The 21,277-nt window shown below is 59.5% G+C and carries 18 protein-coding genes and 1 tRNA gene; 6 read left to right on the forward strand and 13 right to left on the reverse strand.

The features are described from left to right. Window positions 1-433 precede the first annotated feature (433 nt). The 7 genes from P3T24_RS31290 to P3T24_RS31320 form a co-directional block, all read right to left on the reverse strand. Complete coding sequence (locus P3T24_RS31290) at window positions 434-1,813, reverse strand: YagK/YfjJ domain-containing protein (protein ID WP_429440583.1); 1,380 nt, start codon at window positions 1,811-1,813, stop codon at window positions 434-436. Window positions 1,814-2,976: 1,163 nt separating this feature from the next. Beyond that, window positions 2,977-4,617, reverse strand: coding sequence for an AAA family ATPase (locus P3T24_RS31295; protein ID WP_429440585.1), 1,641 nt, complete (start codon window positions 4,615-4,617; stop codon window positions 2,977-2,979). A gap of 144 nt (window positions 4,618-4,761) precedes the next feature. Continuing rightward, the gene (locus P3T24_RS31300; RefSeq protein WP_429440586.1) at window positions 4,762-5,043 is read right to left on the reverse strand and encodes a helix-turn-helix transcriptional regulator; all 282 of its coding nucleotides are present in this window, start codon (window positions 5,041-5,043) and stop codon (window positions 4,762-4,764) included. A gap of 292 nt (window positions 5,044-5,335) precedes the next feature. After that, window positions 5,336-6,145: a hypothetical protein gene (locus P3T24_RS31305; RefSeq protein WP_429440588.1), complete on the reverse strand. Its 810-nt coding sequence runs from the start codon at window positions 6,143-6,145 to the stop codon at window positions 5,336-5,338. Window positions 6,146-6,393: 248 nt separating this feature from the next. Beyond that, window positions 6,394-6,483 (reverse strand) — tRNA-Ser (locus P3T24_RS31310). Window positions 6,484-6,637: 154 nt separating this feature from the next. Beyond that, window positions 6,638-7,933: a serine--tRNA ligase gene (serS, locus tag P3T24_RS31315; protein ID WP_074263640.1), complete on the reverse strand. Its 1,296-nt coding sequence runs from the start codon at window positions 7,931-7,933 to the stop codon at window positions 6,638-6,640. A gap of 75 nt (window positions 7,934-8,008) precedes the next feature. Continuing rightward, a complete protein-coding gene (locus P3T24_RS31320; protein WP_074263639.1) occupies window positions 8,009-9,322 on the reverse strand; it encodes a replication-associated recombination protein A in 1,314 nt (437 codons plus the stop codon). 208 nt (window positions 9,323-9,530) lie between these two features. Here P3T24_RS31320 and cytX point away from each other — a divergent pair, with 208 nt between their 5' ends. From cytX to P3T24_RS31335, 3 genes are all read left to right on the forward strand, one after another. Beyond that, complete coding sequence (cytX, locus tag P3T24_RS31325; RefSeq protein ID WP_429440590.1) at window positions 9,531-10,847, forward strand: putative hydroxymethylpyrimidine transporter CytX; 1,317 nt, start codon at window positions 9,531-9,533, stop codon at window positions 10,845-10,847. 316 nt (window positions 10,848-11,163) lie between these two features. Continuing rightward, complete coding sequence (locus tag P3T24_RS31330; protein WP_074265949.1) at window positions 11,164-11,457, forward strand: hypothetical protein; 294 nt, start codon at window positions 11,164-11,166, stop codon at window positions 11,455-11,457. Between the two features lie 3 nt (window positions 11,458-11,460). Further along, window positions 11,461-11,985, forward strand: a complete 525-nt coding sequence (locus P3T24_RS31335; RefSeq protein WP_429440592.1) for a helix-turn-helix transcriptional regulator — start codon at window positions 11,461-11,463, stop codon at window positions 11,983-11,985. Between the two features lie 125 nt (window positions 11,986-12,110). Here the strand turns inward: P3T24_RS31335 and lolA are convergent, their stop codons facing one another. Then, entirely contained in the window at window positions 12,111-12,827 is a 717-nt protein-coding gene (gene lolA / locus P3T24_RS31340) for an outer membrane lipoprotein chaperone LolA (RefSeq protein WP_429440593.1), read from the reverse strand. 141 nt (window positions 12,828-12,968) lie between these two features. After that, complete coding sequence (locus tag P3T24_RS31345; protein WP_074263635.1) at window positions 12,969-15,284, reverse strand: DNA translocase FtsK; 2,316 nt, start codon at window positions 15,282-15,284, stop codon at window positions 12,969-12,971. 327 nt (window positions 15,285-15,611) lie between these two features. On the opposite strand from P3T24_RS31345, the gene trxB reads away from it, so the two are divergent. From trxB to P3T24_RS31360, 3 genes are all read left to right on the forward strand, one after another. Next, window positions 15,612-16,613: a thioredoxin-disulfide reductase gene (trxB, locus tag P3T24_RS31350; protein ID WP_074263634.1), complete on the forward strand. Its 1,002-nt coding sequence runs from the start codon at window positions 15,612-15,614 to the stop codon at window positions 16,611-16,613. Window positions 16,614-16,867: 254 nt separating this feature from the next. Beyond that, the gene (locus tag P3T24_RS31355; protein WP_429409212.1) at window positions 16,868-17,626 is read left to right on the forward strand and encodes a Smr/MutS family protein; all 759 of its coding nucleotides are present in this window, start codon (window positions 16,868-16,870) and stop codon (window positions 17,624-17,626) included. A 13-nt stretch (window positions 17,627-17,639) separates the two neighbouring features. Next, the gene (locus P3T24_RS31360; RefSeq protein ID WP_074263633.1) at window positions 17,640-18,260 is read left to right on the forward strand and encodes a trimeric intracellular cation channel family protein; all 621 of its coding nucleotides are present in this window, start codon (window positions 17,640-17,642) and stop codon (window positions 18,258-18,260) included. 32 nt (window positions 18,261-18,292) lie between these two features. On the opposite strand, the gene P3T24_RS31365 is transcribed toward P3T24_RS31360, so the two are convergent. The 4 genes from P3T24_RS31365 to P3T24_RS31380 are packed head-to-tail and all read right to left on the reverse strand — an operon-like array spanning window position 18,293 to window position 21,262. Continuing rightward, window positions 18,293-19,054, reverse strand: coding sequence for an IclR family transcriptional regulator (locus P3T24_RS31365; protein ID WP_429440595.1), 762 nt, complete (start codon window positions 19,052-19,054; stop codon window positions 18,293-18,295). Window positions 19,055-19,105: 51 nt separating this feature from the next. After that, the gene (locus P3T24_RS31370; protein ID WP_429440597.1) at window positions 19,106-19,876 is read right to left on the reverse strand and encodes an amino acid ABC transporter ATP-binding protein; all 771 of its coding nucleotides are present in this window, start codon (window positions 19,874-19,876) and stop codon (window positions 19,106-19,108) included. After that, the gene (locus tag P3T24_RS31375; protein ID WP_429440598.1) at window positions 19,873-20,523 is read right to left on the reverse strand and encodes an amino acid ABC transporter permease; all 651 of its coding nucleotides are present in this window, start codon (window positions 20,521-20,523) and stop codon (window positions 19,873-19,875) included. The genes P3T24_RS31370 and P3T24_RS31375 overlap by 4 nt, the downstream gene beginning before the upstream one ends. Window positions 20,524-20,545: 22 nt before the next feature. Continuing rightward, window positions 20,546-21,262: an amino acid ABC transporter permease gene (locus P3T24_RS31380; protein ID WP_074263630.1), complete on the reverse strand. Its 717-nt coding sequence runs from the start codon at window positions 21,260-21,262 to the stop codon at window positions 20,546-20,548. Window positions 21,263-21,277: the final 15 nt, after the last annotated feature.

Here is a 21,277-nt window from a genome sequence, read left to right on the forward strand (position 1 = left end):
CGGCCCGATTCCTGAAAGATACCAGTCGACGCAAGTCACGCCTTCCCGCACGACGGCGCACGCGCGACCCAGCTTTGTCCTGAGTCGCGAGTCAGTCGTACTGATCCGGTCGTTTCTCTGGTCGCGAACTGGCTCGGTACGACGCTACTCGCGGAGCGCTCTTGCGAGACTGACCTTGTTGCGAATCGAGTCTCCTCTAGTCTTGGAACGCTTCGTTTGCTTCGGAAGCAGCGCGACCAACTGGGCGCGCACTTCTCCTTTCGGATTTGAAGACCGCGACGATCTCTCTGGCCGACACGCGGCCGTCAATTCTGCACGACAGACACGAAACTGAAAGCGACCTGCGACAGGCATACAGACTCATGGCAGGCCTCCCGCACCCTCGTCTAGGGCAACGTAGCCACCAGTCTTTCGAAAAGCCTACAGAGCCAATTTAAGCAGCTTCGTCGTCGACGTCACCCCACTTGCCGAACGTGTCGTCCGCCTCCTTGATGTCGGACGGATTGAAGGGGCTCGACACCCACGAGATATCAGAGACGTTCGACGTTTCGCTCGTCTCGGGCGCATTTGCTGCCTCTGGCGGATCAGTGATGGCAGGCGTATTCAGTTGTTGCGGGTCGATTCGTGCATCCGTGGGCAACTCATCCCACACGCGCACCTTGTTACGCGGACGACCTGCGGCAGACTTCTGCTTGACGACACCGGTCTGAAAGACGCGATATTTGCTACCCGGCTTCACACGCACGTATTGCTCACGCTTGGCGAGGTAAGCTAATGCCTGATCGAGCTTCAGGCGTTTCTCAACGTCGTCGTAATCGACACGACCGATGCCCCAGTTGCGGTAGCGACGCGGATCGAGATTGCAGTTGTGCGCGAAGCCACGACCGTTCGTGATCGTGTTCTGCCAATACTCGCCAATCCGCTGGGCAATGTAAGCGCCCTTCTGTACCTTTGAGCCGTCGTAAAAGAACACGCAGTGAAAGTGATAACCGCTCCAGCGCGAGTATTCGAGCTTCCATATGTAGCCCACCATCGCATCGAAAATCGTGTTGCCACGCATGTTGCGCAGGAAGTGCGCCATGTCAGCTTTGGCCGTACGCACGTCGATGCGCGCCAGATTCTCGCGTACGGTCTTCTTGCCATTACGCAGGTCAGACTGGGACTTCATGCTGGCTGCAGCCAGACGCTCACCGGCGTTTAGAACGGTCTTATCGTCAAGGCATGCCTCGTGGTACAGCAGATCCACGCGCAGCACTTCCAGCCGTGCATAACGCTCGAACAACAGGTTTTCGTATTCGCGAATGCGAGCCAGATTCTTGTTGCCATTACGACGCCAGTCAGCCAGCTTCTTGCGCACATCCTGCGCCTCAGCTTCGCTACGCAGCAACTTCACGAAGTCATTGGCGATTTCAGCTTCCGTCGTGTCGCCATAACTGAAGCTCGGGTGATCCGTCCAGCAACCGCGAATCGGATGCTTCAACAAACAGTCGAAGAACAATGCGATATCCGGGCTATAGTCGAGATCCGTGGCGTAGAGTTCAAAGAAACTCTTGAACGCCATGAAGTGACGAGCCAGCGGAGAAGCCGCCGTGATCTTCTTCTTGCCGTTGATCACCGTCACCTTGTACGGTAGATCGTCCGTGTTGAGCACGGCTTCCATGAAGCTCACCAGCCACTGCAGGTTGTCGGTGTATTCACCTAGCAGATAGACCTTGCCATCACGACCGAAGGCGCTATTGAGTTCTTCATCAAGTGCACGACCACAGATGTCGCCTACAGCGACTTTCGGTGATTTGAATTTCTTGTTCATCATTTTTCCATCGTCAAAGTGCTTCAACGTGAAGACTGAAGCGTTGCTTCGTTAGGTATGACGAGACGTATTAGCGTCTCGCGTTATTCAGGGATGAGTAAGTCCACTGCCGATCCTTGCCGGGATCGTCAGCGTGTTCAGCCCTACCTTCACGCAGGCTTTGTCAGCCTGCTTACTGCTCTTTCTTTGTTTACATTTATCCGTACTCCTTATCTACCGATCAATGAGACTGGCAAAGATGGTTACTATCCCTTCACTACCTACAATCGCTCACAGCTCGATCAAGCTCACGCTTGTCATGCTGACACTGCTTGTCTTCCTAGCGTGATCGTTCTGGTTTCATGATCCTGATAGCAAATACCGTTTGTTACGGTATTTGCTTCACTGTCTGATCGTGATCACCAGACTGATCATTGAACTTTGTTGCTACCTTCGATCCTCGTATGAGACTGTCGTCTCTCTATCTTTCTTTATCATCTCCTCTGTGCCATATCTCCACCCCCTTCTATTCCACTACTTCTTCACTTCCATGCCTCTATAGTTCTTTATTTCTATACTTCTTGATTGAAAAACATAATCTCATTAATAACCTGAATTACCCATCCAAATATCACCACTTTCTGCTGTATTGGTAAGATCCATTCCCTGCAGAATGCGACGATTCCTCCCTATGACGGGATATGCAAAGTTATGCCGTCCTTAGGCACATGAATACGGCACTGAGACTGCTCGACACGTCAAGGTTGAACGTATCTGCAAATGGTCGATAACTGTGTGCTGCTTACCCTCCCTGACCGTCACCAAGACGATACGTTGCAGCATTGAGAACCGAACGATCCTGCGAATACCCGCCGATCACGCACGAAGTAACCAACTTCCAGAAAAGGAACTTACTTTCCGATGCACCTCCATCATCTTCTGGCGCGACCGTCAGCGCTCGGTCAAACCGACGAAGCCAGTATTCACCGTGAGCGCTCAATTCGAAAACTATAGGTTCGTCAAACCACGGTCAAGCACCATGAAAAAGCATTGGATAACTAAATACATCCATTTTCATCCAACGCAATCCAGATCAATCCAGCTATTCGATTTCCACTTTGCGGAAATACAACAGTCGATATACAGCGGCGTTAAGCATGCCGCGGCGTGCTGCGAGAGCGCGATTGTCAACCGAATCGGCAATGCTGCTTAAGCAGCCGTCTTAATTCGTCGATTATTTGCCGGTCGTATTCGGTCTCGTCGATCGATCCCGTCAAGGCTTCTGTGATGACCCGATCGACAAAGGCTGGTTCGCTCTCGCCCTGGTTTCGGTTCAGCCCGCGATACGCAGCCTGTGCCCTCGCTGCATGCCAGTTGTACGTTGGCGAGTCAAGAAGCTGTAACCACTCTTCAACTTGCTCAACTTGCTCAACTTGCTCAACTTGTGCAACCTGTTCAACTTGCTCATGACGACTCGGGAAAGACTGAGGCGCGACGAATCCACCCGTCTGATTCGCAAAATGCTGTCCGTTGCTGCCAGGTGTTGCGGCAGGGTTGCTCGAGAAACTCTGATCCGGCGAAGCGTTACCCGCGAATCGCGAAAACGGTGCGAGCGTTGCTGGCGCGTTCGGAGTGCTGTTCGGCCAATCGTGGTAAGGCGGCAGACTGAAAGGCTGTGCGAAAGTTTGCGGATCGGCGGAAACCCCTTCACGCGCAGGCCCACCCCAAGCCGCGCCAGGCTGCTGCGCCAATGCCCAAATACTTGACGCGACGCCGTTAAAGCCGGTTGCTTTTTGCGTCTCTACGCCCAGCTTCTCGCGCGCTCGCCGCAAAGTCGCCGGAGCAATGCCGGCTTCTTTGGCTTGCGCTTCAATGTCGGCACGCGGACGCGGGCCACCGGCGAGCTGATGCTTCACGAATTCAATCGCGATTTCCAGCTTGCCGACCTTCGGCTCGGTTGCATGACCCACAGCCGCCCGCAAAATATCTTTGGCGGTACCGCGCAGCGGCGTCGAATTCCACGCGATTGCCGACGAATCGGCGGTACTCATGCCGGCAGACACTGCGACCGGACAAATCTGGTATTCGAAGCCACCATCACTGGGTCCGAGATTGGATTTCGCCCGGACCAGTACGCCGTGCGATGCGGAGTCGTCGTCTGCCTCGGCCTTGCCCGTCAACATCACAATGCGCGCGACAGCGGCAAACGCGAGACTTCCCGTCACGCGATCGACCGGATCTTTGCCACCCGATCCTTTACTTACGTGGGTCAGACCGAGGATCGCGAAACCGTACTGCGCGGCCATCTCGGTCAACGGCTCCAGATTGCGGCGCACCTCGCTGTTCCGGTTCGAGTCGCCCGCCACAGCCTGAACGATCGAATCGATGATCACGAGTTTGATATTGCCGATCGCGGCAATCTCTTCACGCAGGCGTGGCATGTCACGCGTGAAGTCGAACGCACGCGAGCGCCCGCCCTCACGCGTGCCGCGAAGCACGAAAACATGCTGGCGATTGGCACCGGCGGCAACGAGACGCGGAACGATGGTGTCCGCAATGTCGTCTTCACCGCTCCAGATCAGGACGCGACCGAACGGCGCGAATGTGCCGTCAGGCCAGCGGCCCTGATCCGTTCCGCCATTAGACAATGCTGCGGCAAACGCTAACGCCAGCATTGTCTTACCGGTACCGGGCGGACCGGCGAGAATGTGCAGCTTACCCGCCGCCAGCCAGTTCTGCCAGAGCCAATGAATCGGCAGAATCGGTATCTCGCTGGCGGCGACAATATCGACGCCGTTCGCCTGCGCCGCAAACTGATTCGAGAACATGAGACGCGTCCGGCCGCTCGCGAATATCAGCCAGCGGCATAAAGCCAGCTCGGCATCAACGTCGAGCTGGTACGGTTAAATTGGCGGTGGAACAGTCCGGCGACAAAACCAGCCCAGCTTCGACGCTGAACTGGCTCGCTTAAATTAGCGGAGGAAAGGCGAGACAGTTTGAGCAGGCGATTCCGCAACCATGGTCGAAACCGTTGCACTGCGGCTCTGGATTTGCGCCTCCAGCCACGCGTCGACTTCCGATTCCAGCCAGCCCACCGAACTAGCTCCGAGACGAACCGGCTTCGGAAAGGTCGGGTCATAGTACTTGCTGCGCGGATTGGTCTTGTTGTAGACGCTGCTCCCCGAGATGCCCGTCTTCAGCTTGAGTGCTTTCAGACGCAGGATTTTGTGCAGGGATTGTCCGTTGGTCGTCATCGAAGAACTCCTTGTGGTTGATTGTTTTCGATGACTGCAGTTTAAAAACGGCGATCTCGCGGCGAAAGCACCTTTGCCGGTAAAAGGGGGACAAAATTTGGGGTTCGGGGGCGTCGTTTCTGCCCCATCGTCGCATGCGGCGGCAATTGGAAGAGCGATGGTGGCTGACTATGGAATTGGGATCGGCGGACATGCCGATCCGGGGGGGCACTGCTACTAAAACTGACAGAACACAAAGGTCGCAGCTCAGCTGAAAATCCGCCGCGCCTTAGGACCGTGACGCGATGTTGACTTACGGAGAATCCGAACTTCTTGCATCGAAGCTGATTTCCAACGACTCCGCAGCCAATTCAAATGCCGGCCTACGTCCGTCGTAGAGACTAACCAATTCATCTCTGGGGTGCTTGCTAGCTGGCTTCTTCTTAGAGGCTTTGTTCCTTTTAGACGGCGGAAACAGGTCCCCTGCATCAGGCATTTTACTCAGCCATTCTTCGAGTTTCTTTTGCGCATTGCTCTCACTCAGCGTCACAGCTTTTCTGTCTTTCAATTTGTTAGCCGCTGAGAAATCGAGCACCGGCTGTCGGATGGTGTTAACCGCATGGGCCTTTGATTGCCATCCTTTTATCGGCGGACGCATGTCCCTCACAAGTTTATAAGCGTGCTGCCGGATCGGCTCGTAAGCCTTGCCCTTGCCCGCCCCGCCTGCTGCCCCCTTCTCTCTATGGGTCTGTATGATCGTACGCTCCCGGGCCTCGTCGATACCCTTACTCGATATAGCAACTCCACACCAGTAACGTGCGTCGGCCATGTAAGACCATCCCAATCCGACATCCTGCCCCCGTATTGCGCTCAGCGCTCGAACGCAATACGCACAAGAGACAATCAGCGGTCCATACGGCGATTTGGCAATCCAGTCTGGGCCCTTTGCCTTATCTTGTTCCGAAGCGAACTGCATTACGATCTCGATTGGCTCCTCGATACCGGGATGATCCTTGATGGCGATTACATTAAGGATTTCATAGACAAAGTCCTCTACTCCCGCGCCCGGCTTGGCATGGCTATAACAATTTGAGAGGTTCATCAAGGTCAAGTTGGCGAACATTCTAAGATCCAGTTCGCGACGGAGCGGTCGGCGGGACGTATCCATGCTGGCTTTTTGAGAAATTGGCGAAATGGTGAGCTTACACAAATTCGACAAAGGCGCACCGACCAATAAGAGAGACGCAGCGGACGTAAGCACGTCACTAGAAGATCAACGAACGCTACCCGGAGCTTGCTGATGGGCCGAGCGATAGGCCATAAACAAAAATCCCCGCAAGTCGTTGAACTTGCAGGGATTTTTTTGAATTCTGGCGGAGAGGGTGGGATTCGAACCCACGGTACGGGAAACCGTACGCCTGATTTCGAGTCAGGTACATTCGACCACTCTGCCACCTCTCCGGCATCGGCGACGGCTTGCTAAACTACGCTCCACCACCTAAACCAAGCGGGTCGTTGCTTGGCGAAGCGAAGATTATAGAACACTTGAAACAGGTTTCCAAGCCCCTTTTCACAGAATCTGTGAAGCTATGGCCTGGAAACCTTCGGTCCAGTTTCAGGCAGCCGAAACTTCTAGCCGCTCCATGCCACCGACGTACGGACGCAGCGCCGTCGGCACCGTTACCGAACCATCGGCGTTCTGGAAGTTCTCCAGCACGGCGACCAACGTCCTGCCCACGGCGAGCCCCGAACCGTTCAGCGTATGCACCAGTTCAGGCTTGCCCTGCGCGTTGCGATAACGCGCCTGCATGCGGCGCGCCTGGAACGTCTCGGTATTCGAGCAGCTCGAGATTTCGCGATACGTGTTCTGCGCCGGCAACCAGACTTCGAGGTCATAGGTCTTCGTTGCAGAAAAACCCATGTCGCCGGTGCACAGCGTAATCACGCGATACGGCAGCTCGAGCTTCTGCAGAATCGTCTCTGCATGGCCCACCATTTGCTCGAGTGCGTCATACGACGTTTCCGGCGCGACAATCTGCACCATCTCAACCTTGTCGAACTGATGCTGACGAATCATTCCGCGCGTATCGCGGCCGTACGAACCCGCTTCCGAGCGGAAGCATGGCGAGTGCGCCGTCAGTTTGATCGGCAACGCGTCCGCTTCGACAATGCTCTCGCGCACCGTGTTGGTCAGCGAAATTTCCGAAGTCGAAATCAGATATTGCGTCACCGTATTTTCAGCGCCGCCCTTCTCGACGCGGAACATGTCGTCGGCGAATTTCGGCAACTGGCTCGTGCCGTACAGAATCTCCGGATTGACGATGTATGGCGTATAGATTTCGGTATAGCCGTGGTGTAGCGTATGCGTGTCGATCATGAACTGCGCGAGTCCGCGATGCAGACGCGCAATCTGTCCGCGCAGCATCGTAAAACGCGCGCCGGAGAGCTTCGCACCCGTCTCGGCATCGAGACCGAGCGGCGTGCCGACATCCACGTGGTCCTTCACCTCGAAGTCGAACTGACGCGGCGCGCCCCAGCGGCGCACTTCGACGTTGCCGGCCTCGTCCTTGCCCACCGGCACGCTTTCGTGCGCCAGGTTCGGCATGCCGAGCATCAGGTCGGACACGCGTTTCTGGATGTCTTCGAGTTGCAGCGCCGACGCCTTCATTTCGTCGCCAATGCCACCCACTTCCGCCATCACCGCCGAGGTGTCCTCGCCCCGCCCTTTCATCCCGCCAATCTGCTTCGACAGGCTGTTGCGGCGAGCCTGCAGCTCTTCGGTACGGGTTTGCACGGCGCGGCGTTCCGCTTCGAGTGCGGTGAAAGCCGCCACGTCGAGGGTATAGCCGCGGTCGGCGAGGCGTTTCGCCACGCCGTCGAGGTCTTTGCGCAGCAACTGGATGTCAAGCATGGGGTGGGAGCGGAAGTTCGTTGTATGAGTCTGGGATTTTAGCGCACCGGCGCGGGCTGCCGACGGATCGGCGGTTCAGTTCTTTTTCGGCTTGTTCTCGCTGCGCCACTGTGCATCGAGTTCGGACAGACGCGCCAGCTTCTCACCGATCTTGCCTTCGAGACCGCGCGGCGTCGGTTCGTACCAATGCGGCTCACGCATGCCGTCGGGCAGATAGGTCTCTCCGGCCGCGTATGCGTCGGGTTCGTCGTGAGCGTAACGGTATTCGTGGCCGTAGCCGAGTTCCTTCATCAACTTGGTCGGGGCGTTGCGCAGATGCACCGGCACGCCGCGCGACTGGTCCTTGCTGACAAAACGCCGTGCCTCGTTATATGCCATGTAACCGGCGTTCGATTTGGGCGCCACCGCCAGATAGATGAGCGCCTGGGCCAGCGCGAGTTCGCCTTCGGGTGTGCCTAGGCGTTCATAGGTTTCGGCGGCGTCGAGCGCGATACGGGCGGCGCGCGGATCGGCGAGGCCGATGTCTTCCCACGCCATGCGCACGATGCGCCGAGCGAGGTAGCGTGCGTCGGCGCCGCCATCGAGCATCCGGCAGAACCAGTACAGCGCACCGTCAGGATTGCTGCCGCGCACTGACTTATGCAGCGCGCTAATCTGATCGTAGAAGGCGTCGCCGCCCTTGTCGAAGCGGCGCAGGTTCTCAGCGAGCGCGCTGCCGAGCAACGCACCGTCGATCTCCGTAGTCTTCTGCTGCGCCGCGGCCCGCGCGACGATTTCGAGGTTGTTGAGCAGCTTGCGGCCATCGCCGTCGGCCGAGCCGACCAGCGCATCGCGGGCTTCGTCCGTGAACGTCAGCCCGCCGAGTTCTTTCTGCGCGCGATCGAGCAGCTCACGCTGCTCGTCGTCATCGAGACTCTTCAACACATAGACCGCCGCCCGCGACAGCAACGCGCTGTTCACCTCGAATGACGGATTCTCGGTGGTCGCCCCCACGAATACGAACAGCCCCGACTCGACGTGCGGAAGGAACGCATCCTGCTGGCTCTTGTTGAAGCGATGCACTTCGTCGACGAACACCAGCGTCTGATGTCCATGTGCACGATGCACTTGCGCGGTCTCGACAGCTTCGCGGATATCCTTGACGCCCGAGAGCACGGCCGATAACGCGATGAACTCGGCGTGGAATGCATCGGCCATCAGCCGCGCGAGCGTGGTCTTGCCGACGCCGGGCGGTCCCCAGAGGATCATCGAATGGGCTTCGCCGGACTCGAAAGCGACCCGCAACGGCTTGTTCGGACCGAGCAGATGTTTCTGGCCGATCACCTCATCGATATTGCGGGGGCGCAGACGCTCAGCGAGCGGGACGTTGGCACGGGTTTCTTCAAACATGGCGTTTTGTGGATAATCTCGGCTTTCCGGGCTTGGTTCGGCAATATGACGCAAACCCAGCACGACGCGCGCCCGGCCAGCGAAACAGCCGGCGCGCGATCTGCGGCACGGTCCTGCATTATGACAGTCAGTGCGCCGCGACGAGCCTGAAGCGTGTGCAAGCACAAAATTCACGACCAAACATAGACAACGACAGGGATATCACCTGATGGCACAAGATCCACTCGCCGGCGACGCCGGTTCCACCTACGCACCGCTCACGCCGGTGCCCGACGCGCGTCGCGCGTTCCGCACCGGCGATGCGTTCGCGTTGTGGTTCTCGCTCGGCATCGGCCTGCTGGTCGCGCAGGCGGGCGCGCTGCTGGTGCCGGGGCTGTCGCTGCCGTATGCGCTGGCGGCCATCGGCATCGGCAGCGTGATCGGTGTCGTGCTGCTGGCGCTTGCCGGCGTGATCGGCACGGATACGGGCCTCGCGGCCATGTCCTCGCTGCGACCGACGCTCGGCGTACGCGGCGCCTCCGTGCCCGCGGTGCTCAATGCCGTGCAACTGGTCGGCTGGGGCTCATTCGAAGTGATCGTGATGCGCGATTCCGCCGACGCCCTCGCCAAGCAGGCGTTCGGTCTCTCGATACCGCTCATCTGGACGATCGTCTTCGGCCTGCTTGCGACAATGCTCGCGATTAGCGGCCCGCTGTCGTTCGTACGGCGCTTTTTGCGGACCTGGGGAATCTGGCTGCTGCTGGCAGGCGCCGTGTGGCTCTCGTGGAATCTGCTTGCCAGGCACGATCTGGCCGCGCTGATGCGCCGTCCGGGCACCGGCGATATGTCGTTCGGCGGCGCGATCGATCTGGTCGTCGCGATGCCGCTGTCGTGGCTGCCGCTGATCGCCGATTACACGCGCTTTGGTCGCCGCGCCGGCGAGTCGTTCCGCGGCACGCTGCTCGGCTACGGCATCGCCAACATCTGGTTCTATGCGCTCGGGGCAATCTATGGGCTCGCCGCGGGTGGCGGCGACGCGCTGCTGACCGGTGCGCTCGCGCAAGCGGGCGGCGGCTTCGCGTTGCTGCTAATCCTGATTGATGAAGTCGACAACGCATTTGCCGATATCCACTCGGCCGCCGTCTCGACCGGCACGTTCTGGACGCGCGCAACGGTGCCGCTGCTGTCCGCGGCGTTCGGTGCGCTCTGCACGGCGATCGCACTGCTCGTGCCGATGGCGAAGTATCAAAACTTCCTGCTGCTGATCGGCTCGGTGTTTGCACCGCTGTTCGGTGTGGTGCTGGTGGACCATTTCATCGTGCGCAAACGCCGAATCGAGGCCGCCGCGCTCGCCGATCTGCAGGGACGTTACGGTTTCTCGGGTGGCTGGCATCTGAGCGCCTTCATCTCGTGGGCAATCGGGATCGCCGCGTATCAGGCCATCAATCAATGGCTGCCAAATCTCGGCGCGACCTTGCCTGCATTGGCAATCGGCGCCCTCTGCTATTTCGTCATGGTGTCGACACGTAAAACGGAATACGCGTAAGCAGAAGCCATTCGACGATTCGACGGCCCGTGCAAGGCGGGCCGTTTTCGCGTCTTCCCACCCTCCGTCTGTGCCTCCACTCGCAACCTCTCCCTCGACTTTTACGTTCGTCCTATGGCTTCCGGCGGAGGGGCATTTCTATTGCGAAATCCACGCCTGGATGATGTAGTTACTATCTGGCATGCATATTTTCGAGATAGATTTCCTCACCACTTAACACTTCCGAAAACGAATCGCCGACATATCTCGAGCATGCCTACATCCATTTGGTTGTCACTTGACAACCAAATTCAACGAACTTATGATGAGGCTATTGATGATTCGAGGGACACACGCGAAGAAGGAAGTTGAAGACGCACTGGCCTATGCCGAAGCATCCGGCTGGCGCATCAGCAGCGGTGGCAAAGGGCACGCCTGGGGAAAAATGTACTGTCCGTACAACGACTCGGAATGCCGGTGCGGAGAGTTCTGCATCACCAGTGTCTGGAGTACGCCTAAGAATCCAGGGAATCACGCTCGGCTTCTCAAAAGGGTAGTCGACAATTGCACGACACACCGGCAAAAGCGCGTGCCTCAAAGCACGAACAAGAACGCCGAAAAGCAGGAGTAACAGATGGAATACGACTTCACCTTGAAATACCAGCTCGCAGCAGACGACAGTGACCACGACGAGATCGTGGAACGTCTGGCGGAAGCAGGATGCGATGATGCAACGATCGGTGTCGGGCAGCCGGGGCGCATCGCCCTTGTCTTCGCTCGCGAGGGTACCAGTGCGCTTGGCGCGTTGATGAGCGCGCTCGCGGACGTGAAGCGGGCCGTGCCGTCGGCCCGCCTTGTCGAAGCCGCGCCGGACTTCGTCGGCCTGACGGACGTGGCCGACGCAGCGGGTGTCTCGCGCCAGAACATGCGCAAACTCATGCTGAGCCATGCCGCCGATTTCCCCATCCCGGTCCACGAGGGCAATCCGTCGGTCTGGCATTTGTGGGACGTTCTCGCATGGTTGAATACGCGAGGAGGTTATGACATCAAGCCGGACGTGCTCGAAGTGGCGAAGTCAGCCAAGCAGGTCAACCTCGCGAAAGAAGCGCGAGAACTCGAGCCTCTGGTCAATCGACAACTCGAGGACCTGGTTGCGTAAGGCCTCGGCCATCCTAAGTGTTTGACAGGCCGATATCCCGCGCCAAATGGCAGATACCCAACAAAAAAGGCCGCGCAAACCTGCGCGGCCCCGGGCAATAACAGACCAACAGTTGCGATGCGCGCTTAGCCGTTGATCACATCCGCGCCCTTCGGCACGGTGAACTTGAACGCATCCGCGGGCAGCGGCGGATTTTTCTGGATGTTCGAGAAGGTCAGCAAGGTTACGTTGCCGAACACGTCGTGTAACTCCATGGCTTGCAGATTGCCGTCGCGAAAACCGATACCCACGCTTTGAAACTGCGTGTCTTTGGCCTTCGGAATCAGCTCGAGCCAATCGATCCCAGCCTTCACACCCGCGTCGCGCAGCGTGAAATTCTTGTCCAGGTCGTTGCTGCCGAACAGGATCGCGGCAGGGCTAGCGCCCAAGGCACCCCCAAGCGGGCGCACCGTAACCTGATTCAGATCCTTGTCGTATACGTAGAGCTTGTCGCCGTCTGCCTGCAGAATCTGTTGATAGGGTTTCTCGTACGACCAGATGAACTTGCCTGGTCGCGCGAACACAAACGTGCCGCTGGACGTGCTGTTTTTCGGCATGACCTGCACAGCGTCGCTCGCGCTTTGTGCCTTGCTCGGCGCGCGCACTTCCTGCTGCACGAAATCGCCGCGCGCCGAATGCACCTGTGAAACAAACGCCTTCAACTGCTCGGTTCCGCTCGCGAATGCGTGTTGCGCGACCAGCAGCGACGCACCGATCGCGACGCGGCCAATCCCGCGCACGAGCGTTCGAACCAGATGTCCGAGACGGTCAGGGTGGGCGCGGTGCCCAGCGTTTTGCTGCATATCATTCTCCGTGAATTGAATCGGACCGGCGACGGGGTGGCGACGCGCAAGGTCAGCGTCGCCGGCCGTCTATGTTGGGGCGTGGGCCACTTGAATGTTCATCTAAGATGTTCCCTAAGCGGACCACGCGGGTGAGGCCGCCTACTCGGCTTCGCGCGCCGGGGTGAGAATCTCGCGATTGCCGTTCGACGACATCGCGGACACGAGCCCGGATTGCTCCATCTGCTCGAGCAGGCGCGCTGCGCGGTTATAGCCGATACGCAAATGCCGCTGCACCAGCGAAATCGACGCACGGCGATTCTTGATAACGACTTCCACCGCCTGATCGTACAGAGGGTCCGACTCGCCGCCGCCCGCGCCAGTTCCCTCGGCGCCTGCAGATCCTTCGTCGCCGTCGCTGGTCACTCCACCTTCGAGAATGCCCTCGATATAGTTCGGCTCGCCCTGTTCCCGGAGTTTCTCGACGACGCGGTGCACTTCCTCATCGGACACAAACGCGCCGTGCACGCGCACCGGCAGGCCGCTGCCAGGCGGCAGGTAGAGCATGTCGCCCATGCCGAGCAGCGATTCGGCGCCCTGCTGATCGAGAATCGTCCGGGAGTCGATCTTCGACGACACCTGGAAGGCCATCCGCGTCGGCACGTTGGCCTTGATCAGGCCGGTGATGACGTCGACCGAAGGCCGCTGCGTCGCCAGAATCAGGTGGATGCCGGCCGCCCGCGCCTTCTGCGCGATCCGCGCGATCAGTTCCTCGACCTTCTTGCCGACCACCATCATCAGGTCGGCCAGTTCGTCGATCACGACAACGATATTCGGCAGGCGCGTGAGCGGTTCGGGTTCGTCCGGCGTCAGGCTGAACGGATTCGGCAGCTTTTCTTCGCGCTTGGCCGCTTCGTCGATCTTGTTGTTGTAGCCGGCGAGATTACGCACGCCAAGCTTGCTCATCAGCTTGTAGCGGCGCTCCATTTCCGCAACGGCCCAGTTCAGCGCATGACCGGCCTGACGCATGTCCGTAACTACCGGACACAGCAGATGCGGAATGCCTTCGTAGACGCTCATTTCCAGCATCTTCGGGTCGATCAGGATCATCCGGACCTGCTCGGCGCTCGCCTTGTAGAGCAGCGAGAGGATCATCGCGTTGATGCCGACGGACTTGCCCGAGCCGGTTGTGCCCGCCACCAGCAAGTGAGGCATCTTGGCAAGATCGGCGCACACCGGCTTGCCGCCGATGTCCTTGCCGAGGCCCATGGTGAGCGGCGAAGCAGCGTCCGCGTACACAGCCGAGCCGAGAATCTCGGAGAGGCTGACGGTCTGCCGGCGCTGGTTCGGCAACTCCAGCGCCATAAAATTCTTGCCGGGAATCGTTTCGACCACACGGATCGACACCAGCGACAGCGACCGCGCCAGGTCCTTCGCCAGATTGACGATCTGGCTGCCCTTCACACCAGTGGCCGGCTCGATTTCGTAGCGCGTAACAACCGGGCCTGGATAAGCCGCCACCACACTCACTTCGACGCCGAAATCCTTCAGCTTCTTCTCGATCAGACGCGAGGTGAACTCGAGCGTATCGGGCGAAATGGTTTCCTGTGCGGCCGGCGCGGGGTCGAGCAGCGAGATGGGCGGCAGTGTCGAGTCGCCTGGCAGATCGGTAAACAGCGGCACCTGACGTTCTTTCTCGACGCGCTCGGACTTGGCCGGCGTGACCACCGGCGGCACGATCATGACCGGCTCGTGCTCTTCGATGCGCACGCGACCCTGCTCCACCTTGCCCTCACGCTTCACGGCGGCGGCCTCGCCCAGCTTGCGGTCGCGGCCAGCCTCGCGGCGCAGACGGGCAAACGTGACGGCAGAGATGATCGATTCGCCGACCCGTTCAGCCACGGAAAGCCACGAAAAACGAAAATACAGCGATAAACCGATGGCCAGCGCCACGATCAGCGCCAGCGTGCCGCCCGTGAAGCCGAGCGCGTGCGAAACGCCCCGAGCCACCGCCTCACCAATCACGCCGCCCGGCGCGCGAGGCAACTGCACCTTGAGGGACCACATACGCAGCGCTTCGATGCCGTCGCTAGCGAGCAGGACCAGAACGAAAGCGAATACCTCGGCGAGCCAGCTCGCATCACGTGGCTTGTCCTCGTTGAGTTCTTCGTGACGGGTGATGCGCCGGTAGTTGGCCGAGATGCTGCGGCCGAGCAGCACCACCCACCAGTAGGCGGACAGGCCGAACAGCAGGAGAAGAATATCGGAGGTCCAGGCGCCGACCCGGCCGGCCCAGTTGGCTATACGGTCGACCTGGGCAGCATGCGTCCAGCTCGGGTCGTGCCGGCTGTAGCTGACGAGCGCCATCAGCAGGAAAACGCCAAGCGCGACCTGCAGGATCCAGCGGATTTCGGTGAAGAGGCGCGACATGCGGTGGGGCAATGCCTGCGCGCTCGCGGAATAAGGAGCTTTTGCCATTGATCCTGTTGCGGGTGCGGCCCAAATGCGCGCCCCCAGGCGGTGCTGGGCGCCCGGTCGTGGCCGCCGGGTCGTTCGATCCGGGCTATTGTAAACGTAGTGTCGCGCACAAGGCTGTAAATGACGGTAACTGCTGCCGGGCAGCGTGGTTTTCGGGCCAAAACTGCCGCAACAGGCTATCGGAACGATCAGGAAGCTTCATGAAGCAGCCCTGCGGCCCGCCCTTTATAATGCTGGTCTGATACCCATCTACAGTTTCAGCTCACGTTCAGCTGTAGTCGCGCGGCCTCGCATGGGCGAGCCGGGCGCTTTTAACGGATTCCGATCATGCCCGCATCCACCACGAAACACGCCAAAGTCCTGATTCTCGGTTCCGGCCCCGCAGGCTACACGGCCGCCGTCTATGCGGCGCGCGCGAACCTGAATCCGGTCCTCGTCACGGGTCTGGCCCAAGGCGGCCAACTGATGACCACGACGGACGTCGAAAACTGGCCCGCAGACGCAAACGGCGTGCAGGGCCCGGAACTGATGACGCGTTTCCTGGAGCACGCCGAGCGCTTCAACACCGAAATCATCTTCGACCACATCCACACGGCGAAGCTCGACGAGAAGCCGATCCGCCTGATTGGCGACTCGGCTGAATACACCTGTGACTCGCTGATCATCGCGACCGGCGCGTCGGCGCAGTACCTTGGCCTGCCGTCGGAAGAGGCGTTCATGGGCAAAGGCGTGTCGGCCTGCGCAACCTGCGACGGCTTCTTCTACAAGCAGCAGCATGTAGCGGTGATCGGCGGCGGCAATACCGCGGTCGAGGAAGCCCTCTACCTCTCCGGCATCGCTAAAAAGGTGACGGTGATCCATCGCCGCGACAAGTTCCGCGCCGAGCCGATCCTGATCGACCGTCTGCTGGCCAAGCAGAAGGAAGGCCTCGTCGACATCAAATGGAACCACGTGCTGGACGAAGTGACTGGCGATCAGTCGGGCGTGACCGGTCTGCGCATCAAGGATACAAAGACCGGCGAAGCGACGGATCTCGCGCTGCAAGGCCTGTTTGTCGCGATCGGTCACAAGCCGAATACCGATATCTTCGAAGGTCAACTGGAGATGAAGAACGGCTACATCATCACCAATGGCGGATTGTCGGGCAACGCGACGGGCACCAGCGTGCCGGGCGTGTTTGCCGCCGGCGACGTGCAGGACCACGTGTACCGCCAGGCGATTACCAGCGCCGGTACGGGTTGTATGGCTGCACTGGACGCCCAGCGTTACCTCGAGACCATTGATGAAATGGCCGGCGAGCACGCAATGAGCGCCGAAGCAGAGCGTTAAACGGGGCGATGGCGATCAAGCCGGGCAAGCACGCCGGCTTGATGAAGCGGCAAAGGTAAAATGGCAGCAGGCCTCGGGCCTGAACGCTTACCGGATACCGCTGGCAGCATACGAAGGGCCGCGGCTGGCAAGCTGGCGGCCCTTTTGCTTTTGCGCCGTGTCGCGGCCGTGCGGTCGGTTGCTTCGAGCATCAGATGCACTGCGAGACGCGCGATGGCCTCACGCGACGATCGACTTTCCACCGTGTCACCGTTATGGCAAAGAATCTGCCCCACCCTAGCGAACCTAAACGCCCACGCGCGGCCGCTGTTGAGCCGACGCCTGCGCCAGTTGCGCCGTCCAAACCGGTGATCGAGCCGGCGGCTGGGCTTGCCGGTTTGGGCGCCTTGCGTGCCGCGCTGAAAGGCGATGCCGAGCGGCGTGAACGCGAGCGCGCGGCGGCGGCGCAAGCTCAGCGGGAGGCGTCGGCGGATGCCGATCTGTTCCGGCGGGAAGTGGGCGCCGTGGCACCCTTGGTGGTGCCGGCCAGGGTGCCACCGACACGCACGCCTCCATCGCCGATGCCGGTGCAGACAAAGCTGGATGAAGAGGCCGTGCTGCACGAAGCGATTTCGGATGAGTTCGATCCTGAGGTCTTGCTCGAGACCGATGAGACGCTTTCCTATTGCCGACCTGGAGTGAGTCAGGAGGTCGTGCGCAAACTAAGGCGCGGGGCGTGGATCGTGCAAGCTCAACTGGATCTGCATGGAATGCGTCGCGACGAGGCACGTGAGGCGCTGGCTGAGTTTATTCGTGAGTCGGTCAAACGCGGACTGCGTTGCCTGCGCGTGATTCATGGGAAGGGGCTTGGGTCTATCGGCAAGGAGCCGGTGTTGAAGGGCAAAGTGCGGGCGTGGCTGGTACAAAAAGAAGAAGTCATCGCGTTCTGCCAGGCAAGGGCGCATGACGGCGGCGCAGGCGCCGTGCTCGTGCTGCTGCAACCGGGCGCGCAGGCCGCTCACTCCAAACCGTGACAGGGCTTTATCAATGCATCCGAGGCTGACCCTCGCGCTTGGCATCATGGAGGCGCTGGCGATTTTCGCCTATGCCATCTCCGGTTTTATTGAGGCACGGACGCGACGGCTCGATGCCGTCGGAACATTTCTTGTGGCGATGGCAACTGCATTTGGCGGCGGGACCGTACGCGATGTGCTGCTGGAGCGCAGGCCGTTCTACTGGGTCGAGCATCAGCCGTACGTGATAGCGATCTTCGTGATGTCGCTGTTCGCGCCGACGTTGTTGAAGATGACGTCGAAGCTGCTGTCCGAGCGCGTGCTACTGGTGGCGGATGCAATCGGGCTTGGCCTTTTTAGCATCTCCGGCACATCGTTGGCGCTCGATGCGCAGATGCCCTGGTTCACATCGGTGATGCTGGGTGTCCTGACGGGCGTGTTCGGCGGCGTGATCCGCGACGTGGTCTGCAACGAAGTGCCGCTGATTCTGCGCGATTCAAGACCCTATGCGACCTGCGCGTTTCTTGGATGCTGGCTGTATCTACTGCTCGATTACTTCAACTTCGATACGGTCTACAGCGTACTGATCGCCACCGCGTTCATCCTGCTCACGAGACTCGCCACGTTTAAGTTCAACGTACGGTTGCCGCACTGAGCCAAGTCATGCGAGAGTAACTTCACTCGCATCTACATACGAACATAAGGCTGCGAGAGCGCTTTCGACGATCGGATCAGATCTTCCAGCATCGTGGTGCGTTTTTCCGGCGCCGTATCGCGGCTCGTCATGAAGCAAAGCGCAGCGACCGGCAGACCGGTCCGGTCGCGTATCGGCGCTGCCATGCAGTATCGAAAGGTGTGCGACAGTCCTTCGGTACAACAGTAGCCCTGTTCGGCGGCCTTTTCGACGTCCCGCAGGAAATCCCCGAATTCAACCCGGCTGCCGTTGTCGAGGACAAAGTCCTCGTCCGGAATCAGCGCGCGAATCTCGTCCGGACGCAGATGTCCGACCAGCAATCGACCCGTCGCGGTCCACGGAATCGGAACCTTCACGCCGATGTCCGAGCTGATGTTGAACGGCCGCGAGCTATTCTCCGACAGCACCACGGTGTACTTGTTGCCCTCGAGCATGCACAACTGCGCGGTCTCGTCGTGGTTCCTGACGAGCGCGAGGATCGTCTGATGAGCACGGCTGATCAGATCGTTATGCACCGCGTAGTCGGCGCCGTAGTAATGCATCTCGCGACCGAAAAATACGCTACCGTCGGCCGCTATCTCGAGCCACCCCGCTTCCGTGAGAATCGTGACCAGTTCGTAAATGCTCGAGCGCGGCGCGCCAGTCGCTTCGATCAGTTCGCGCATCGTCATCGGACGGCGCGCGATATGCAATTGCTTGAGAATACCGACGACGCGGTCAACGCCTCGCGCTCTCGATGACTCTGGTGCTGACATTCCTTCAACTCCGTCGGCGATAGGGTTCGCAGTTTAGCGCACGGTGAATGGTCAATGGTCGAGCACGCGATGCAGGAACTGCCGGGTGCGATCATTCTGCGGGTTCACGAAGATATCCTCAGGCGCGCCCTGCTCCGCTATCACTCCTTTGTCCATGAACACGACGCGGTCGGCGGTTTTGCGCGCAAAGCCCATCTCGTGCGTGACGACGACCATCGTCATACCGTCGCGCGCCAAGCCGCGCATGACCTCCGTCACCTCGCCGACCAGTTCCGGGTCGAGTGCGGAAGTGGCTTCGTCGAAGAACATGATGCCCGGCTCGACCGCCAGCGCCCGGGCGATCGCCACCCGCTGCTGCTGGCCGCCGGAGAGCTGGCTCGGATAGTGATCGGCGCGATCGGCGAGGCCCACACGATCGAGGGCATCGATCGCGCGTTTGCGCGCATCCGTCTGGCTCATCTTGCGCGCCTTGATCAGCGCAAGCGTAACGTTGCCGAGCGCAGTCTTGTGGGGAAACAGGTTGAATTGCTGAAACACCATACCCACGTGCCCGCGGATTTCCTTGGCGCGACGCGCGTCGTGCAGCGGCACTTCGTTGACCCAGACTTCGCCGGCGTCGGCCGTTTCCAGACCACTCATGATGCGCAGCACCGTGCTCTTTCCGGACCCTGATGCGCCGATCAGCACGAGCACCTCACCCGGCCGCACATCCAGGTTGATCTCCTTGAGCACCTGCGTGGCACCAAAGGACTTGCTGACGCCAGTCAGATTGATGATCGGCCTGGACGCAGCAGAAGCGGTGGTAGAGATAGTAGCGGTCATGACAACAGGCTCCTTCTTCGATCATGGTGGCGCACCCACTGCGACAGTGGGAAGCACACAACGAAATAAAGCACGGCAACGAGTCCATAGATTTCAACCGGTTTGCCAACCCGATCGACAATAGCCTGACCCGCATGCATCAACTCCGACATGCCGATCATGCTGACGATCGACGTGTCCTTGATAAGCGATAGATACTGACCAATGAGCGGCGGCATCACGATCTTTCCGGTCTGCGGCAGAACCACCGAAAAGAACGCCTGCGTCTTGCTGAGCCCGAGGATCTGCGAGACTTCCCACTGTCCTTTGGGCACGGCTTCGATGCCGGAGCGGAATATCTCGGCAATGTAGGCACCTTGATAGACGCTCAGGCCCACCACGCCTGCTGCAAAGACATCGATCGCATAGCCGAAATACGACACGCCGAAATAGATAAACATCAGCGTGATCAGCACAGGTGTACCGCGAAACAGTTCGGTATAGAGCCTGGCAACGCGCGGCGTCCCCCACGGTCCGAATGACCGCAGTACGGCTGCGAGCAGTCCAATCAGTGTTCCGCCAATAATCGACGCCACAGATAGCAGCAATGTTGCCACCAGCCCCTGAATCAGGATCGCGAGGCTCGTGGTTAGCAATTCGCTTGACATGTCCGGTCTCCTGGTTGCGCGCTCAAGTGCGATCGCTTTGCCGCGCCATAAAGAATGGGCGACGCGAGCGTTTCGTCATGACCAGCGGAGGATGGAAAACACGCGTGCCGATCTGGCCTGCGATCCACGACAGCACGCCGCTCAACACCAGATAGGCGATCAACGTGATCGTGAAGGTCTGGAGATAGAGCAGCGTGCGTGCGTTGATCACCGTCGCCGTCCCGCTCAACTCCGGCAACGCAATCGCCGACAGAAGCGACGTGCCGAGCAGCAGTTGAATCAGGTTATTGACGATCGCCGGAAAAACGGCACGCGCGGCCTGCGGCAAAATCACTTCTACAAAGATCTGCGAGCGCCCCAAGCCGAGAATCGACGCAGCTTCCAGTTGACCGCGCGGCACCGACTGAATGCCCGCACGAAACACCTCGGCGAGGTATGCGCCGACGTTCACGCCCAACGCAATAACGCCCGCCGTATAGGCATTCAGCGTAACCCCGAGCGATGGCAACCCAAAGAACACGATGAATATCTGTAGCAGTACTGGCGTATTGCGGATCGCTTCGATATAGACACTTGCGATCGCGCGCAACAGTCCGACGCGCGATGCGCTCGCCAGCGCGGTCAGCAAGCCGAGCAGCATCGCGAGGATGAAGGCCAGCAGCGTGATCTGAAGCGTCAACCACGCCGCTCGAACAAAATCGTTCCAGTAACCCGCAAGGGTCAGCCATTCATAGCTCATGGTTCCTCCGTCCTT

It is taken from the genome of Paraburkholderia sp. GAS33 (assembly GCF_050436645.1).
Lineage (GTDB): Bacteria > Pseudomonadota > Gammaproteobacteria > Burkholderiales > Burkholderiaceae > Paraburkholderia > Paraburkholderia phenazinium_B.